General features: G+C 67.2%; 17 protein-coding genes. 8 read left to right on the plus strand and 9 right to left on the minus strand.

What is annotated here, in order from left to right; genetic code table 11:
• The first annotated feature begins 49 nt into the window (after positions 1-49).
• Positions 50-1,417, plus strand: a complete 1,368-nt coding sequence (locus ACW7G3_RS05680) for an alpha/beta fold hydrolase (protein ID WP_456981625.1) — start codon at positions 50-52, stop codon at positions 1,415-1,417.
• Positions 1,418-1,564: 147 nt separating this feature from the next.
• Here the strand turns inward: ACW7G3_RS05680 and ACW7G3_RS05685 are convergent, their stop codons facing one another.
• Positions 1,565-2,953 carry an amidohydrolase family protein gene (locus ACW7G3_RS05685; protein ID WP_456981626.1) on the minus strand — a complete coding sequence of 463 codons (1,389 nt, stop codon included), beginning with the start codon at positions 2,951-2,953 and terminating at the stop codon, positions 1,565-1,567.
• 283 nt (positions 2,954-3,236) lie between these two features.
• Between ACW7G3_RS05685 and ACW7G3_RS05690 the strand changes: the two genes are divergently transcribed.
• The 3 genes from ACW7G3_RS05690 to ACW7G3_RS05700 all read left to right on the plus strand — a co-directional run bounded on the left by ACW7G3_RS05690 (position 3,237) and on the right by ACW7G3_RS05700 (position 4,561).
• Positions 3,237-3,683: a GNAT family N-acetyltransferase gene (locus tag ACW7G3_RS05690; protein WP_456981627.1), complete on the plus strand. Its 447-nt coding sequence runs from the start codon at positions 3,237-3,239 to the stop codon at positions 3,681-3,683.
• Between the two features lie 93 nt (positions 3,684-3,776).
• Positions 3,777-4,286, plus strand: a complete 510-nt coding sequence (locus ACW7G3_RS05695; RefSeq protein ID WP_456981628.1) for an N-acetyltransferase family protein — start codon at positions 3,777-3,779, stop codon at positions 4,284-4,286.
• Positions 4,283-4,561 (plus strand): hypothetical protein, encoded by a 279-nt coding sequence (locus tag ACW7G3_RS05700; RefSeq protein ID WP_456981629.1) that lies wholly within the window; start codon positions 4,283-4,285, stop codon positions 4,559-4,561. The genes ACW7G3_RS05695 and ACW7G3_RS05700 overlap by 4 nt, the downstream gene beginning before the upstream one ends.
• A gap of 44 nt (positions 4,562-4,605) precedes the next feature.
• On the opposite strand, the gene ACW7G3_RS05705 is transcribed toward ACW7G3_RS05700, so the two are convergent.
• The 7 genes from ACW7G3_RS05705 to rpsU form a co-directional block, all read right to left on the minus strand.
• Positions 4,606-4,992 carry a hypothetical protein gene (locus tag ACW7G3_RS05705; RefSeq protein ID WP_456981630.1) on the minus strand — a complete coding sequence of 129 codons (387 nt, stop codon included), beginning with the start codon at positions 4,990-4,992 and terminating at the stop codon, positions 4,606-4,608.
• A gap of 13 nt (positions 4,993-5,005) precedes the next feature.
• Positions 5,006-6,265: a DNA/RNA non-specific endonuclease gene (locus ACW7G3_RS05710; RefSeq protein ID WP_456981834.1), complete on the minus strand. Its 1,260-nt coding sequence runs from the start codon at positions 6,263-6,265 to the stop codon at positions 5,006-5,008.
• 118 nt (positions 6,266-6,383) lie between these two features.
• Complete coding sequence (locus ACW7G3_RS05715; protein WP_456981631.1) at positions 6,384-6,944, minus strand: cytochrome b; 561 nt, start codon at positions 6,942-6,944, stop codon at positions 6,384-6,386.
• A gap of 89 nt (positions 6,945-7,033) precedes the next feature.
• A complete protein-coding gene (dnaG, locus tag ACW7G3_RS05720; protein WP_456981632.1) occupies positions 7,034-8,761 on the minus strand; it encodes a DNA primase in 1,728 nt (575 codons plus the stop codon).
• Between the two features lie 30 nt (positions 8,762-8,791).
• On the minus strand, positions 8,792-9,751 hold the full coding sequence (locus ACW7G3_RS05725) for a YihY/virulence factor BrkB family protein (protein ID WP_456981634.1): 960 nt from the start codon (positions 9,749-9,751) through the stop codon (positions 8,792-8,794).
• A gap of 224 nt (positions 9,752-9,975) precedes the next feature.
• The gene (locus ACW7G3_RS05730) at positions 9,976-10,422 is read right to left on the minus strand and encodes a GatB/YqeY domain-containing protein (protein WP_456981636.1); all 447 of its coding nucleotides are present in this window, start codon (positions 10,420-10,422) and stop codon (positions 9,976-9,978) included.
• Between the two features lie 111 nt (positions 10,423-10,533).
• On the minus strand, positions 10,534-10,749 hold the full coding sequence (gene rpsU, locus ACW7G3_RS05735) for a 30S ribosomal protein S21 (RefSeq protein WP_343257411.1): 216 nt from the start codon (positions 10,747-10,749) through the stop codon (positions 10,534-10,536).
• Positions 10,750-10,923: 174 nt separating this feature from the next.
• On the opposite strand from rpsU, the gene tsaD reads away from it, so the two are divergent.
• The 4 genes from tsaD (at position 10,924) to ACW7G3_RS05755 (ending at position 14,225) form a co-directional block, all read left to right on the plus strand.
• The gene (tsaD, locus tag ACW7G3_RS05740) at positions 10,924-11,961 is read left to right on the plus strand and encodes a tRNA (adenosine(37)-N6)-threonylcarbamoyltransferase complex transferase subunit TsaD (protein ID WP_456981638.1); all 1,038 of its coding nucleotides are present in this window, start codon (positions 10,924-10,926) and stop codon (positions 11,959-11,961) included.
• A 178-nt stretch (positions 11,962-12,139) separates the two neighbouring features.
• Complete coding sequence (locus ACW7G3_RS05745; protein WP_456981639.1) at positions 12,140-13,426, plus strand: mechanosensitive ion channel family protein; 1,287 nt, start codon at positions 12,140-12,142, stop codon at positions 13,424-13,426.
• Positions 13,427-13,467: 41 nt separating this feature from the next.
• The gene (gene folB / locus ACW7G3_RS05750; RefSeq protein WP_456981640.1) at positions 13,468-13,833 is read left to right on the plus strand and encodes a dihydroneopterin aldolase; all 366 of its coding nucleotides are present in this window, start codon (positions 13,468-13,470) and stop codon (positions 13,831-13,833) included.
• Positions 13,830-14,225 (plus strand): 2-amino-4-hydroxy-6-hydroxymethyldihydropteridine diphosphokinase, encoded by a 396-nt coding sequence (locus tag ACW7G3_RS05755; RefSeq protein ID WP_456981642.1) that lies wholly within the window; start codon positions 13,830-13,832, stop codon positions 14,223-14,225. Before folB ends, ACW7G3_RS05755 begins: the two co-directional genes overlap by 4 nt.
• A gap of 37 nt (positions 14,226-14,262) precedes the next feature.
• Here ACW7G3_RS05755 and ACW7G3_RS05760 read toward each other — a convergent pair whose 3' ends face one another.
• Positions 14,263-15,003 carry a pteridine reductase gene (locus tag ACW7G3_RS05760; protein WP_456981644.1) on the minus strand — a complete coding sequence of 247 codons (741 nt, stop codon included), beginning with the start codon at positions 15,001-15,003 and terminating at the stop codon, positions 14,263-14,265.
• Positions 15,004-15,262 lie beyond the last annotated feature (259 nt).

Consider the following 15,262-nt stretch of genomic DNA (forward strand, 5'->3'; position numbering starts at 1 on the left):
CGAGGTTAAGCACGATATGGGCGATGGAGCCATTGATGAAGGCGAATCCATGAACATCTCCAAAGCGGTGGTCGGCGTATTGGCTTGGTGCTGCATCAATGCATTGCCTGCATCGGCCTCGTCGTTTGAGGCCTGCGCTGACTCGACATCGGATGCATCGCTTTCATCCTCGACCTGCGTGGTCACTGAAGTGCCATTGGATCCCGTCGGGGACAGGCAAGGCGCCGTAGATATTTTCGTAAGGCAGTTTCAGGCGCCGGATGAAAGTCGGCGTCGCGGTCAGGTCTGGCTCATCGCTGGTGGCCCAGGCGAGGCGGGTGCCTCGCTCTATCCATTCGTGCCGGTGTTTCGGCAGGCCTTCCCTGACTATGACTTGATCGTTCCGGACCATCGGGGCACCGGCGATTCCACGCGGCTTTGTCCGGCGCAGGAAAAGGCCGATAGCCCAGCAGGCTATGGTTTGGCAGATGAGGAATGGGGCCCCTGCATCGGTGCGCTTTACGCTGACACGGCACGTACCCGCGCCTTCAACGTCACCAACGCGGCACACGATCTATCGGCACTCATCGAGCGTTTTCGCGAACCAGGGGAGGTGTACGTCTATGGCGTCTCCTACGGTACGCAAATGGTTCTACGCATGATGCAGGTCGCGGCTCCTGAGCTCGATGGTCTTGTGCTTGACGGTCTGGTACCCCCTGAGTCCGAGTCGCGATGGGATCTCAGTCATCGCACCAGTGTCGTGGACGCCGTCGGTCGGAACACGCTCACAGGCGCCCAGATCGAGCGCTACACCCGCGTGTTGGCGATGGATCCTGCTATCTGGCAAGCCACACTGCCCGGTGGTGACTTGCGCCAGTTGATGGGCACCTTGCTCAACTTCCCTGCCCTTCGCGACCGGGTACCCGCACTCATAGATTCCTTGTTGGAGGGCCGGACGGACTTGCTCGCCATAACCATCGCCGATCTTGAGAAAGAGCACGCGCGCATCACCCCGTATCCCCAGTCAGCACCATCACTTCCGCTTGTCATGCTGATCAGTGCTTCCGAGAACAATGACCGCCGGGACTTGACCGTTGAGACGGTGGTCCAGGAAGAGAAGGACGCCTTGTTCACCAGTCCCACTCCCCGCTTCCTGGCCAGCAGTCCGCTGCCACTCTATGACCGGGATCAGTACTTCGGCCGGAGTCCTGGCCGCCTACCGCGCACCCTTGTGATCCACGGTACGCTTGACCCGAACACTCCGTACAGCGGAGCGCGCACCCACGCGGATGCACTTTCCTCGGCGGGAGAGATTCACTTCTCCACCATTGCTCGGGGGGCGCACGTGCTTCCGCTGGTGGCGCCCGAGTGTTTTGGCAATGTCGTTGCTGCTTTCATCTCAGGGGAGCACATACCTGAGCACTGTGCGTCCCAGTAGACGGGTGCATTACAGCTCCCGGGCGATGAAGCCGGAGCCCACTGGTCCGCTTTGTTACGCTCGATCCTGGTGTGGGCGTACGTATTCACCATTCGCAAGCCTGCAGCGGTGCGAGATGCAGGGAAGCAGTGAGCGGGCTCAGTGAGGTCAGCCGTTGTCCCGCGCAGCTTGCTCCAGGGCCCGCTCCACTTCTTCCCATGCGGCATCCAGATCTACTGCGTCACCGTTGAACCACACCGCGCGCACCTGGCGGGTATGCAGGATGTTCGTGAGCGGATCGCCGTCCACCACCAGGATGTCGGCAGTGGTGTCGGCCTCAAGGCGGCCCAAGTCATCGCTGCCGAGGATGGATGCGGCTACGTGAGTGGCCGATTGCAGGGCCTGGGCGGGGGTGAGGCCGGCCTGGACCAGTGCTTCCAGTTCCTGATGCAGGGCGGCGCTGGGCAGCATGCGCGGGGCGGCGGGAAGATCCGATCCGGCGCCGATCGGCACGCCTGCGGCATGCAGCCTCGGTAGCAGGGCCGATGCCAGGCGCAGGTCGGCGGCGCTGCGCGATTGCGGGCCTTCGCCAGCCAGCACGCCTTCCAGGTACTCCCAGTAGCTTTTGAAGTGCGGACGCACCCGCGCTGCACCCGGCAGGTCGTCAAGGCCCAGGGCTTCGGGATCGTGGAGCTGGCGCGCTGCACCGGCGGTTGGCACCACGGCCATGCCACTTCCGGCGATGGCCTGCACCAGCTGCTCCAGAAGGGCTTCATCTAACGATTCGGCCATCGGGTCTCCGCCAAGTCGCTGGTAGGCCAGGGCGGCACCGGAGATATGTTCCAGCGTGGAGACGCCGGCGGCGCCGGCCTGCACAGCATCCACCTCGGCGCCGTCCAAGCCGCGGGTCAGCATGATGCCAAGGTCGGCCATGACGGGCACTCCGGCCTCGCGCGCGGTCTGTACGGCGGAATGGAATGCGTCAGGCGGGATCTGATCGTAGAGCTTGATCCAGTCCACGCCGGCATCCCGGAGTGCAAGCACGGCGATTGAGGCGTCATCGGCATTGGTGACGGTAACCGGCATCAAGGATTCCAGCGGCTGGCTGTCAAGCGGCGACGGTTCACCAGCCAGCACGCTCTTTGGGCCATCCAGCGCCGGGCCGCTGGCCAGTATGCGCGGTGCGCCGGGCGTGCTGCGCAGCGTGCCGATCATGGCCAGGGTGTTGTTGGCATCACGCACCGTGGTGACGCCCGAGGGCACGAAGGCACGGACGTAGTGCGGGCGTGCGTGTACGTGCAAGTCGATCAGGCCGGGCAGCAGGGTGGCTTGGCCGTAGTCGTGAACCGGGGTATCCGCTGGCCAGCGGCAGTCGCCCGACTTGCCTGCGCAACGGATGCGGCCTTCAGCCAATACCACCACGCCTTTCTCCAACACTTGTCCGTGGCGGGCATCGAAGACGCGGCCCAGCAGTACTGCGTCGGCGGAGGGTGGTTCAGGGGCGCAGGCCGACAGGAGGCAGAGCGCAGAAAGGGCAACGGCAAGAAATCGGGGCATGGCAGACTTTTCGGTTGATATAGGTGGGGTCGTCGATGCGTGCCCGGGGAACCCGGGCGCGTGAAGACGGGGGAGGCTACATGACTTCTGCGGGGCAGGGTCCTTTGCTGCACCCAGGTCTCGTTCCCCGTCGATATCGAAGACAATGCGGTCAAGCTGCCGGAGGGCGGAGCCGGGTGATGGCGCAGGCGGCGGAATCAAATGACAGGGGGCACTTTGGTGGAAATAAAGCACTCGGGGTTGGGGGTTTCGTCTTGTGGCAGCAGGCGTCCACTCTGCATCGATGAAACTGACCCTCAGCCCCGCGACTGATAGCGACTTCGCTTTCTGCGAATCGCTCAGCTGCAGCAACATGGCCGGCTATCGCGGAGCGCGGGGCATTGACTGGGACCCGCAGCGGTTTCATGCGAGCTGGCTGGAATTCGAGAACCTGATGGTGCTGGCAGATGGCGAAGTGGTGGGTCTGCTGCGCGTGCTGCCGGAGGGTGAGGCGCTGGCTATCCGGGATCTGCAGCTGCTGCCGGCATGGCAGGGCCGCGGCATTGGTCGTTGGGCGGTGGAGCAGGCAAAGGCATTGGCCGCAGAGCGCGGATTCCACCGCTTGGTGCTGCGGGTATATACGGACAATCCGGCGCGGAATCTCTACCTGAGGGAGGGGTTCGTGGTGGAGGCCACGGTGGATGGCACATTGCATATGTCCTGCCTGCTCGCCCCAGATGAGGCGGGTTGATCCGGCGTTGGTTGAGGACGCCGGGCAGCTAACATGTGCTGCGGCGGACGCCATATCAGACAGGCGTCCGCGGGTATCGATGACAGGGCTTCCATGACAGTTTCCATTCGTGAGTTCCAGCCGGCGGACTGGCCGGCGCTGTGGCCGATCCTGCGTGCGGTGTTCCGCCGCGGCGACACCTACACCTATCCGCCCGAAGCAACGGAAGAGGAGATCCATGCGCTGTGGGTCGGGCGCCCGGAAGCCACGTTCGTGGCCTGCAACAGCGCAGGGCAGGTGATCGGCACGTACTACCTCCGGCCAAACCAGCAGGGCAATGCATCGCACGTGTGCAACTGCGGCTACGTGGTGGCGGAGGCCGCACGCGGGGCCGGGGTGGCGGCGCAGATGTGCGCGCATTCGCAGGTGCAGGCGCTTGAACGCGGGTACCTGGCCATGCAGTTCAACTTCGTGGTGTCCACCAATGCCGGGGCCGTGCGGCTGTGGGAGCGGCTGGGGTATTCGATCGTCGGCACGCTGCCGCGCGCGTTCCGGCATCCGCAGGAGGGACTGGTGGATGCGCATGTGATGTACAAGTGGCTGGCGCCGGAACCTGCCCAATGATGCGGCTGCTGGCCGCCGCCCTGACGGCGGCGATCGTGCTGGGTTACTTCGCGCTGATGCGCATGGCGCCGGACGTGTTCGGCTGGATGTATCCGCGCGGCGGCCTTCCGATCCTCACGTTTTCGTTGCTGGCGGCGAACGCGGCGCTGTGGGCGGCGGCGCGCTTTGATTTCACCCTGGAGCGGAAGTTCCAGCTGGTGGTAGCGGCCTGGATCTGGCTGCTGGTGCAGGGCGGAGCGATGGCCTGGATGTGCATCTGGGCGAGCGGACCCTGATCGCGTCCGCCGAATGAGCTATCCGCTTGGCCCCGGTGCTTTGCTCAGCCGGGGCGGGCGCGTTCGGCCACTTCGGTGAGGGTGGCTGGCGTGATGTCCCACTGCTCGGCGGCTTCGTAGGCGAAGTCCACGCCGATCTTGCCGGTGGCGCTGACGATGCGGATCACGCAGGCGCGCCACGGATCCTTGCCTTCCACCTGGGTGGCCTCGCGCAGGGCTTCGATGTGCCCGCCCAGTTCCCGCGATTGCGGAGTGGCGGCCTGCGGCGGCTGACCGTCGCGGTAGCGGAACCCGCTGATCTTCAGGCCCGGGCCGGTGTAGGAGGCAATCAGGGCGTAGCCATCCCAGGGCTCGGCGTCGACGGTGGGATCGGTGACGATTGCCTGGCCGATCTTGTTGATCAGGGCATTGCTGTCGGCGTTGCTGTTCATCGGGGCGAGGATATCAGGCTGCGCCGCTGATCATGCCGTCCATCTGGGCCGGCCGGATGTTGCTGAAGTGCTGCCCGGCTTCGTTGTCGAACAGGAGGGTCTGCGGGTCGTACACCACGGCGCCGGTTTCCGGGTCGGTCACGCTGTAATCCACGATCACCTGCTCCGGCCGCTCGGCCCCGGCGGGAGCCAGTTCAACGCGGATGTCCACATCCATGCCGTGGTCCAGCCAGTCGGCCCACTCCTGCTCCATGCGCGCGTAGGGGCCGGTGTTGAAGTTGGCCTGCTGCGGGAACATGTTGACCGGCCCATGCCCGTGGACGAAGCGGTAGGCGAAGATGTGGCCGGTGTGGTGGGTGCTGTCGAGGTTGTTGTCGGTGCGGAAATCGCTCTGGGCCTTGCTCTCGGTGCGGTCGGTATCGCGGTGACGACTGCTGCCCGGTGTCCAGGTGAGGGTGCCCTCGGCGTGCACCGGACGGCCTTCGCCATCGAAGGTCCAGGTGATGTCGTTGACCTCGCCGCTGGCCACATCGGTGATCAGGCCGTTGATGCTGTCGGCGGTGACGGTTTCGCTCACGCCCACGGTGCCGTCGGGCTGGGTGCCGGTGACCAGCAGGTGGTTGAGCGCGGCGCGCTGATCGGGCGCGGTGGGATCGCGCTGGATCAGGGTGTGGATGCCGAAGTCTTCGCGGCTGGTGGCCGGCGAACCGGGGCCGGTTTCAAACGGCGCGTCGAACACGTGGGCCGCGCCCGACATGATCCGCAGCTCGGGCACCGGGGTGGCTTTGGTGATGGTGCTCTTGCTGATCACCAGGCGCACATCGCTGATGTCGGCGATGCCGTTGATGTCGGCCAGGGTCTGGAAGGTGGCCTGGAACGGGGTGCCGACGAAATCGCCGCCGCGCAGCTCCACGCTGGTGCCGGGTGGCCAGGAATCCGGATCCATCGGGTTCAGCGCCTGCATGGCGTCTGGCGTCGCCTGGGCGCGGATGGCGTTGGCGTGGTAGCTGACCTGGATAGGCCCGCTGTCCTGGCCCGGGGCGCTCACCGTGACCTCGGTGCTGCCGGTCCAGGTGGTGCGCTGGCCGGCGCTGGATTCGTCGCTGATCCGGGTGCTGGCGGGGTCGTGCTCGAAGGCCAGTTCACGCCCGTTGGCGCCGGTGATGGCCGGCCCGAAATCCTGCGCCGGGCTTGCCGTGTCGCGGAATCGCTGCAGGGCGCTGTTGACCCAATCAGACAGGGAGAAGTCGGAGCGGGGCGCGTTGATGGTCATCGAAGGCACGCGGAAACGGTGGCCGTAGCCGGTGTCCGGAAGCTTATCGATGCCGCATAACGCCGGGTATTGGGGTTTACCCGAGGGCCGCCCGACCTGTTGGCCGGGCGGCCGCTGATTACCTGCCGGAGAGGCTGCCGGCCATGCGCGCGGCGATACCGTCGCGCAGGAATACCTGGTGCACGGCCACCATGAGGATATGGCCCACGATCAGGGTCAGCAGGGTCCAGCCCATCAGCCCGTGGGAAGCGCTGGCCGGGGCCATCAGCCAATCCACCTGCTGGCCGGTTTCCGGAAACAGCGGGATGCCGAACGGCGAGAAGCCGCGGCCGCGGCCGTAGTCGCGCATCAGGGCGACGAAGGGGATGTAGAGCATCAGCAGGTACATCACCCCGTGGGCGGTGGTGGCCACGCGGCCACGCAGGGTGCCCGGCTGGCGCGGGCGGCGACGCAGTTGCGACAGGCCCCACGCGGCGCGCAGCAGCACCAGCAGCATCAGCAGGGCGCCCACCGGCTTATGCGTGCCCATGATGAAGGCGGCGATGTTGTTTTCGCGGCCGACGGTGATCTTCAGCAGCATGCCGGTGAACTGCCAGGACAGCACGGCAACCATGAGCCAATGGAGGGTGCGGGACACCAGGCCGTAGCGCTGGGGTGAATCAAACAAGCGGGAGGACATGCTGCGGAGTTTCAACATCAAGAAGGGCGTTGAATGATGCCAGCCGGCGCCAATGCTTGCTATTCACCAAAGTGAGGGTCGACCGGGCCTCAGGTAGGCCGGGGGGCGGCCTGCAGCTGGCGCAGCTCGTCCTTTTCCCCGGCCGACAGGGCGCTGAAGCCGCCTTCGGCAACCCGCTGCTGCAGTTCCTCCACCCGCTGGTCGAGGGTCTGGCGGTCGAGACGGGCGATGATGTCGAGGAATTCGGATCGCCAGGCTTTTTCTTCCCCGGGCAGGCTGATGGTGGCGAGCTTCTGCAGCGCGTCGGCTTCATCGCGGCCACTGAAGTGGTCGATCAGGGCGCCGGTGCTGATCTCCGGGCGCGTGTGCACCACGGCCAGCAGCTCGGTCAGCAGCGCGATGCCCGGCTGGCGCAAGGCGGTGAAGCGGTAGGACTCGGGCAGGTCCAATGCCAGCGCCGGGCGGTGCAGCAGCAGGATGATGGCGGTGCGCACCAGGCTGCGCCGCGGTGCCTTGGTTGACGCGCTGCGTCGTTGCGGCCGGGCCGGGGCGGCCTGGGGGCGGCTGCCGACGCCGGTGAGTTCGGTCAGGCGCTGGCGCATCAGGTCGGCGAAGGCGCCATCCGGGATCTGCGCCAGCTGCGGGCGGGCGCGCTCCGCCAGGCGCGCCTTGCCGTCCAGCGTGCCCAGGTTGATCTCCTCGCCCACGCTGTCGAAGAAGAATTCCGACAGCGGCGTGGCCTGGGCCAGGCGCGCGTCGAAGCCTTCCGCACCTTCGGCGCGGACCAGCGAATCAGGATCCTCGCCATCGGGCACGAACAGGAAGAACGCCTGGCGGCCATCGCGCATGCGAGGCAGCACCGTTTCCATTGCCTTCACCGCGGCGCGACGGCCGGCGGCGTCGCCATCGAAGCAGAAGTAAACATCCGGCGCGCTGCGGAACAGCAGCTCGGCGTGGTCGGGAGTGGTGGCCGTGCCCAGCGTCGCTACGGCCTGGGTGATGCCGTGCTGGAACAGGGCGATCACATCCATGTAGCCCTCGACCACGATCAGGCGGCCGAGCTCGCGGTTGGCCTGGCGCGCCTGCCACAGGCCGTACAGCTCGCGGCCCTTGTGGAACAGCGGGGTCTCGGGCGAGTTGAGGTATTTCGGGCCGTCATCCTTGCCCATCACCCGGCCGCCGAAGGCGATGGTGCGCCCGCGCCGGTCGGCGATCGGAAACATTACCCGGTCGCGGAACTTGTCGTATACGTGGCCGCGGTCGTTGCGCGACAGCATGCCGGTCTTTTCCAGCAGCCGCAGGCGGCGCTCATCGGTGCCGAGCCTGTCCTTGAGCGCGGAAAAGCCTTCCGGCGCGTAGCCGATGCCGAACTGCTCGCGGATGGTTTCGTCCACGCCGCGGTTGTCCAGATAGGCGCGCGCGGTGGCGCTGTTTGCCAGTTCGCGCCGGTAGAAATTGCGCGCCGAATCCATGGCATTGAACATCGCGTCGATATCGCCGTCGCGGTTGTTCTGGCGGGTTTCGCGCGGTACTTCCATGCCGGCGATACGGGCCAGCTCCTCGATCGCGTCGAGGAATTCCAGCCGGTCGTACTCCATCAGAAAGCCGATCGCGCTGCCGTGCGCGCCGCAGCCGAAGCAGTGGTAGAACTGCTTGGTCGGCGAGACCGTGAACGAGGGTGAGCGCTCGTCGTGGAAAGGGCAGCAGGCGGCGTATTCCCGGCCCTGGCGCTTGAGCGGCACGCGGGCGTTGACCACCTCGACGATGTCGGTGCGGGCAATGAGGTCGTCGATGAAGGCGTCGGGAATGCGTGACATGGCCCCGCTAGGATGCCACGCCGGGTGCGTTCATGGCCGCGGCTGCGCAGGCTCGCCGGCGGTGGGTGGATCGTTGTCCGCGGGCTGGACCACCGGCAGCAGGCGCGGGTCTTCCACCGTCTCCGTTTCGCGCCTGGCGACGCGCGCGCCCCAGCGCTCGTCGATCACCGCGGTGATCAAGGCGCCACCGAAGAAGATCATCGCCGCGTAGTACATCCACACCAGCAGCAGCACCAGCGCGCCGGCCGAGCCGTACGCGCTGCCGGGCGCAGCCTGGGCCAGATACACGGCGATCGCCCAGCGTCCGACCAGGAACAGCACCGCGGTGATCAGTCCGCCGAGGAGCGCCTGCTTCCAGTACACCCGGCGGTCGGGCAGGTAGTGGTACATCAGGGCGAAGGCGCAGGTGTAGACCAGCAGCATCACCGCATTGCCGGCCAGGGGCACCAGGACCGGGATATCGCGGAAGGCCAGCTCCACCACGGTCCCGGCCAGGGTGGAGATGATGATCAAAAAGCCGAGCGAGAACACCACCCCCACCGAGAACACCCGCTTGCGCAGCCAGGCCATGAGGCCGCCGAGCGCCTTGTCGCTGGTGTGGAAGATCAGGTTCAGCGTGGTCTGCAAGCGCGCGAACACCACCGTGGCGCCGACGAACAGCAGCAGCGTGCTCCACAGGCCGGCGAGGCTGCCGATATCGGGCTGGTCGCTGGCATTGCGGATGACGGTGTTGGCCACGGCCTCGGCTTGCGGGCCGGCGAGCCCGCCGATCTGGCTGATCAGCGCGTCCTGGGCTTCCGGGTACAGCGAGGCGGTCAGCCACAGCAGCAGTACCAGCAGCGGCGCCAGCGAGATCAGGGCGAAGAACGAGAGCGAGGCGGCCTGGGTGAGCAGGTCGCATTCAATGAAGCGCTGGGCCAGGGCGTAGGGCAGGCTCTCCTGCACCTTGGCGATCCATCGCTTGATTCGCGGGTGGTCGAGCAGGGACATGGCTAAAGGATGGCATGGCCGTGTCAGCGGACCGTGATTCCGGCGCACCCACGATCACGTGTAGGAGCGCGCCATGCGCGCGAAGCCGCGTGAAACATGTCGTTGCCGCGCGGCGTCGGCCCGCGCGCAGGTACCGACGCCACCCCGCGTGGCCAGGTGTCACGCGGTTTCGCGCGCGTGGCGCGCTCCTACAGCAGGGCCGGGCCAGTTACAGCAGGACAGGGTCAGCTGGCGAGCTTCTGCTTGACCAGCTTGGACACCAGGCCCATGTCGGCCTTGCCGGCGAGCTTGGGCTTCAGCGCGCCCATCAGCTTGCCCATGTCGGCCGGGCCGGAGGCACCGGTGGCGGCAACGGCGGCGTCGATCTCGGCGTTGATCGCGCCCTCGTCCATCTGCGCGGGCAGATAGCCTTCGATCACTTCGATCTCGGACCGCTCCACCGAAGCCAGGTCTTCGCGGTCGGCGGCTTCGTACTGCGACACCGAGTCGCGGCGCTGCTTGAGCATGCGCACCAGCACCCCGGTCACGGCTTCATCGTCGAGTTCGATGCGCTCGTCCACTTCCTTCTGCTGGATCGCCGCGTTGACCAGCCGGATCACGCCCAGGCGCTGCTTGTCGCCGCCTTTCATTGCGGCCTTCATGTCTTCGATCAGGGTCTGCTTGAGGGTCATGGCGTGGCTCCTGGTGATGTGGAGGAACGAAGAAAAGCCGGCGACGCTTGAGCGTGCCGGCTTCCCGTAGAAGCGAGCTGTGGCCTCCGCGCCGGGGCGCGGAGTGGCCGATCAGTACAGGCGCTGGCGCTTGGTGACGTCACGCGCGGCGCGGCGCGCCTGACGCTTGACGGCAGCCGCAGCCTTGCGCTTGCGCTCCTGGGTCGGCTTCTCGTAGTACTCGCGCTTGCGGGTCTCGGCGAGGACGCCGGCCTTTTCGCAGGTGCGCTTGAAGCGACGCAGGGCAAACTCAAACGGCTCGTTTTCGCGGACTTTGACGCTGGGCATGGAATCTCCGGGAGTGGAATCGCCGGCTGTTTGCGTCGGCGAGCCCGCTATCATAGCCCCGCTCTCGGCGGCGCTGCAAGTGGGGCGGGATTTTCCCGCTCATCGAGGGGCTGGCGGGGGGGCCGGATAAGCCAATGCGTGACTTGCGGCGCCGGCGTCCCCATCCTATCGGGTATGCGAGTCCTCGGTATTGAAACCTCCTGCGATGAAACCGGCGTTGCGGTGTACGACACCGCCATCGGCGGCCCGGCGGGGCTGCGCGCCCAGGCCCTGTACAGCCAGATCGCCCTGCACGCCGAATACGGCGGCGTGGTGCCGGAGCTGGCCAGTCGCGACCACGTGCGCAAGCTGCTGCCCCTGATCCGCCAGACCCTGGCCGACGCCGGGATGGGTGTGAACGACCTGGACGGGGTGGCCTACACCGCCGGGCCGGGCCTGGTGGGCGCGCTGATGGTGGGGGCGGGCGTGGCGCGGGCGCTTGCCTGGGCGCTGGAGATTCCGGCGCTGGGCGTGCACCACATGGAAGGCCACCTGCTGGCACCGCTGATGGAAGACGATCCGCCGGAGCCGCCGTTCGTGGCCTTGCTGGTGTCGGGCGGGCACACCCAGCTGGTGGCGGTGGATGCGATCGGCCGCTATCGGCTGCTGGGCGAAACGCTGGATGACGCCGCGGGCGAGGCCTTCGACAAGACCGCCAAGATGATGGGCCTGCCGTACCCGGGCGGGCCGCAGCTGGCCCGGCTGGCCAAGCAGGGCACGCCGGGGGCGTTCCGCTTCCCGCGGCCGATGACCAAGCGGCCGGGGCTGGATTTCAGCTTCAGCGGGCTCAAGACCCAGGTGCTGCTGGCCTGGCAGGACAGTGACCAGTCCGACCAGACCCGGGCCGACATTGCCCGCGGATTCGAGGATGCGGCGGTCGATACGCTGGCGATCAAGTGCAGGCGCGCGCTGGAAGAGACCGGCAGCAAGGTGCTGGTGGTGGCCGGCGGGGTAGGCGCGAACACGCGCCTGCGCGCCCAGCTGCAGGAGATGGCCGCCGAGCGTGGGGGTCGGGCGTGTTTCCCGCGGCCGGAGCTGTGCACGGACAACGGCGCGATGATCGCCTTCGCCGGGGCGCTGCGGCTTGCGGCCGGGCAGCGCGATGGCGCCGAACCCCAGGTGCGCCCGCGCTGGGACATGGCCACCCTGCCGGCGCTCGATACGGCGGCCTGAGCGGCTGCGCGGGGCTGCGCAGGGATGCCGGCAATGCGCCGGTGAGCGCTGCGTTCAAGCGGATTCGTTAGGATTGGACCCCGCAAACCCGGGCCAGGCGCGCCGCGCGCGTGATGGGCGCAGTCATAGAGCGCGCTGCCGGGTCTGATCCTCCCCCTTCGACAATTCCGGAGCCGACATGCAACCACGGCTGCAGCTGCTGCAGGAAACACTTTCCCCCTGGCCCTGGGCCTACACCACGCTGATGCTGGCAGCCCTGCTGCTGCTGGCGTGGCTGGCCAATTTCATCACCAAGCGGGTGCTGCTGCGCGGACTGCGGCGCTTGCTCGGCATGCTGCCGGGACTGCGCGGCGGCCACGACGCGCCGGCGGTGCAGATGCGCGCGATCCCCCGGCTGGCGAACGTGGTGCCCGCACTGGTGATCTCGACCGGGATCCTGCAGGTGCCGGGCCTGCCTGCCGCGGTGGCGCTGGTGGTGCACAACCTGGCCAACGTGTTCATCGTGTTCACCGTGGTGCTGGCGATCAGCCACGTGTTCGACCACATCAACGAGATCTACGAGCGCCGGCCGGACGCCCGCAACAAGCCGATCAAGGGCTATCTGCAGGTGGCCAAGATCGTGCTGTTCGCACTGGCGGCGCTGTCGGCGGTGGCGATCCTGGCGGGGGTCAAGCCGCTGCACGTGCTGACCGGCCTGGGTGCGGCCAGTGCGGTGCTGATGCTGGTGTTCCAGGACACGATCCTGTCATTCGCCGCCAGCCTGCAGATCAGCGGCGACGGGCGCGTGCGCATCGGCGACTGGATCGAGATGCCCAGCCAGAACGCCGACGGCGACGTGATCGATATCGCCCTGCACACGGTGACGGTGCAGAACTGGGACAAGACCATCACCACCGTGCCCACCAAGAACCTGATCAGCCACTCGTTCAAGAACTGGCGCGGCATGCAGGAGTCCGGCGGGCGCCGGATCAAGCGCTCGCTGTACATCGACCAGGGCAGCGTGCGGTTCCTGGGGCCGGAGGAAGTGGAGAACCTGCACCGCTTCATGCTTCTCGACGATTACCTGCGCGAGAAGGGGCAGGAGCTCACGGAATGGAACGCGCAGCTGGCCAGTCGCGGCGGCGGCGCAGAGGTCAACCACCGCAGGGTCACCAACCTGGGCACCTTCCGTGTGTATATCGACCAGTACCTGGCGCAGCATCCGGGCATCAACCAAGGGATGACCAGCATGGTGCGCCAGCTGCAGCCGACCGAAGCCGGGATCCCGCTGGAGCTGTACTGCTTCACTGCCGACGTGCGCTGGGTCTACTACGAGGCGGTGCAGTCGGACATCTTCGACCATCTGCTGGCGATCCTGCCGGAGTTCGGGCTGCGGGTGTTCCAGCGCACTTCCGATGCGCCGATCGATGTGCGCCTGCATGACCAGCGCGTCGGGACGGAAGGACCGCGGCCGGCGGCGGACTGAACGCGTTACGCTTGCGCACCCCCATCCGTGCACTGACCGCCATGGACAGGATCCACATTGAAGGACTGCGCATAGACGCCCTGGTGGGCGTGTATCCGCATGAGCGCGAGGGCACCCAGCCCCTGCTGTTCGACCTCGAACTGGCGTTCGACAACCGCGCGCCTGCCGCCAGCGACGACGTGGCCGATGCGCTGGACTATGCCGCGGTATGCGAGGCGGTGCGCCAGCACGTGGCGGCGCGTACTGATCAGCTGCTGGAGACGCTGCTGGAAAGCCTGGCGGCAGCGCTGCTGGAGCAGTTCCCGGTTGCCCTGCACCTGCGCATCCGGGTGCACAAGCCCGATGCGGCGCGCGCGCTGGGCTGCGCCGGGGTGGGCGTATCGATCGTGCGTGGTCGGGCCGCGTGAGTCGTGCCTGGCTGCTGGTACTGGGCAGCGATGACGCCGGCGGGGCGCCGATCGCCGCAGCGCTGGAAGCCCTGGCAAAGCTGGGACAGGTTGAACCGCTGACTGGGCCCCGTCGCAGCCCCGATGCCGAGGGCGCGGACCGCTGGTTCACCAATCGTTTGGTGCGCCTGGACAGCGCACTGGCGCGCGAAGAGCTGGTGGAGCAAGTGCAGCGGATCGAGCGCGATATCGGCCGCTCGGAGCACAGCGATGAGGTGCCGATCGACATCGACCTGCTGGCCCACGAGGCCAATGGCGACGCCTGGCGGCTGGACTCCTATGCCGCCGACAAGGGCGAGCAGCGCCGCGCCCACGTGATGGCCCTGCTGGAAGAAGCCGGCATCACCCTGTAGGTCGGGGCTACGCCCCCGACGTTGCACCGCAACGGAATCAAATACTCAACGTGCGCCCGCCATCCACGGCAAGGATCTGCCCGGTCACGTAGCTGTTGCCGCGCAGCAGCCAGTGCACCGCTTCGGCGATGTCGCCGGGCTCGCCCTGGCGGCCGAGGGCGGTGCGTTCGTGCACCATCTCGAGGGTCTCGGCCTTGATCGGGTTTTCCGACCACAGCACGTTGCCGGGGGCGACGCCGTTGACCCGCACTTCAGGGCCCAGTTCGAGCGCCAGCGATTTCGTGGCCATGACCAGCGCGGCCTTGGCCATGCAGTACACCGGGTGGCCGCGTAGCGGGCGCTCGGCGTAGATGTCGACGATGTTGACGATGGCGCCGCCGCTGCGGGCCAGGTGCGGCGCGGCGGCTTGGGCGAGGAAGAACGGCGCGCGCGCGTTGCTGGCAAACAGTTCGTCCCACTGCGCGGGCGTGGCTTCGCCGATGGGCGTTGCGTAGTAGGTGGAGGCGTTGTTGACCAGCGCATCCAGGCGACCGAAGCGGCCAATGGTCTGCGCCACCAGTTCGGGCAGGCGGTCGAATTCGGCCAGGTCGGCCTGCAGGGTGATCACGCTGTCGGCGCGCTGGGCCTGGAGGCTGGTCGCAAGCGCGTCCATCTCCGCCCGCGAGCTGCGGTAGTGCAGGGCCAGGTCGTAGCCGTCGGCGTGCAGGCGGCGGGCGATCTCGGCACCGATGCGCTTGGCGGCGCCGGTCACCAGCGCCACGGGTCGGGCAGCATCCATGGTCGGGCTCTGCGACGGGCATTCCATCTTAGCCGATGGCCCGGGCCGTTCCCGGGCCGCGGCCCGGGCGTGGCCTGGACACTGGCGACCTTCAATTGGAACAAGCAATCACAAAGGATTGACCCCGGTAGGAGCGCGCCATGCGCGCGAAGCCGCGTGAATTGGATTTTGCAGAAGCGCTTCGGTTCCAGCGATGCAGCCGGCGCCACGCGGCGTGGATCGATGTCACGCGGTTTCGCGCGCATGGCGCGCTCCTACC

Source organism: Luteimonas sp. A478 (assembly GCF_054052025.1).

Bases quoted from the DNA above. Each gene is read 5' to 3' on its own strand.
- ACW7G3_RS05680 (WP_456981625.1), top strand. From the start codon at position 50: ATGAACATCTCCAAAGCGGTGGTCGGCGTATTGGCTTGGTGCTGCATC.
- ACW7G3_RS05685 (WP_456981626.1), bottom strand. From the start codon at position 2,953: ATGCCCCGATTTCTTGCCGTTGCCCTTTCTGCGCTCTGCCTCCTGTCG.
- ACW7G3_RS05690 (WP_456981627.1), top strand. From the start codon at position 3,237: ATGAAACTGACCCTCAGCCCCGCGACTGATAGCGACTTCGCTTTCTGC.
- ACW7G3_RS05695 (WP_456981628.1), top strand. From the start codon at position 3,777: ATGACAGTTTCCATTCGTGAGTTCCAGCCGGCGGACTGGCCGGCGCTG.
- ACW7G3_RS05700 (WP_456981629.1), top strand. From the start codon at position 4,283: ATGATGCGGCTGCTGGCCGCCGCCCTGACGGCGGCGATCGTGCTGGGT.
- ACW7G3_RS05705 (WP_456981630.1), bottom strand. From the start codon at position 4,992: ATGAACAGCAACGCCGACAGCAATGCCCTGATCAACAAGATCGGCCAG.
- ACW7G3_RS05710 (WP_456981834.1), bottom strand. From the start codon at position 6,265: ATGACCATCAACGCGCCCCGCTCCGACTTCTCCCTGTCTGATTGGGTC.
- ACW7G3_RS05715 (WP_456981631.1), bottom strand. From the start codon at position 6,944: ATGTCCTCCCGCTTGTTTGATTCACCCCAGCGCTACGGCCTGGTGTCC.
- dnaG (WP_456981632.1), bottom strand. From the start codon at position 8,761: ATGTCACGCATTCCCGACGCCTTCATCGACGACCTCATTGCCCGCACC.
- ACW7G3_RS05725 (WP_456981634.1), bottom strand. From the start codon at position 9,751: ATGTCCCTGCTCGACCACCCGCGAATCAAGCGATGGATCGCCAAGGTG.
- ACW7G3_RS05730 (WP_456981636.1), bottom strand. From the start codon at position 10,422: ATGACCCTCAAGCAGACCCTGATCGAAGACATGAAGGCCGCAATGAAA.
- rpsU (WP_343257411.1), bottom strand. From the start codon at position 10,749: ATGCCCAGCGTCAAAGTCCGCGAAAACGAGCCGTTTGAGTTTGCCCTG.
- tsaD (WP_456981638.1), top strand. From the start codon at position 10,924: ATGCGAGTCCTCGGTATTGAAACCTCCTGCGATGAAACCGGCGTTGCG.
- ACW7G3_RS05745 (WP_456981639.1), top strand. From the start codon at position 12,140: ATGCAACCACGGCTGCAGCTGCTGCAGGAAACACTTTCCCCCTGGCCC.
- folB (WP_456981640.1), top strand. From the start codon at position 13,468: ATGGACAGGATCCACATTGAAGGACTGCGCATAGACGCCCTGGTGGGC.
- ACW7G3_RS05760 (WP_456981644.1), bottom strand. From the start codon at position 15,003: ATGGATGCTGCCCGACCCGTGGCGCTGGTGACCGGCGCCGCCAAGCGC.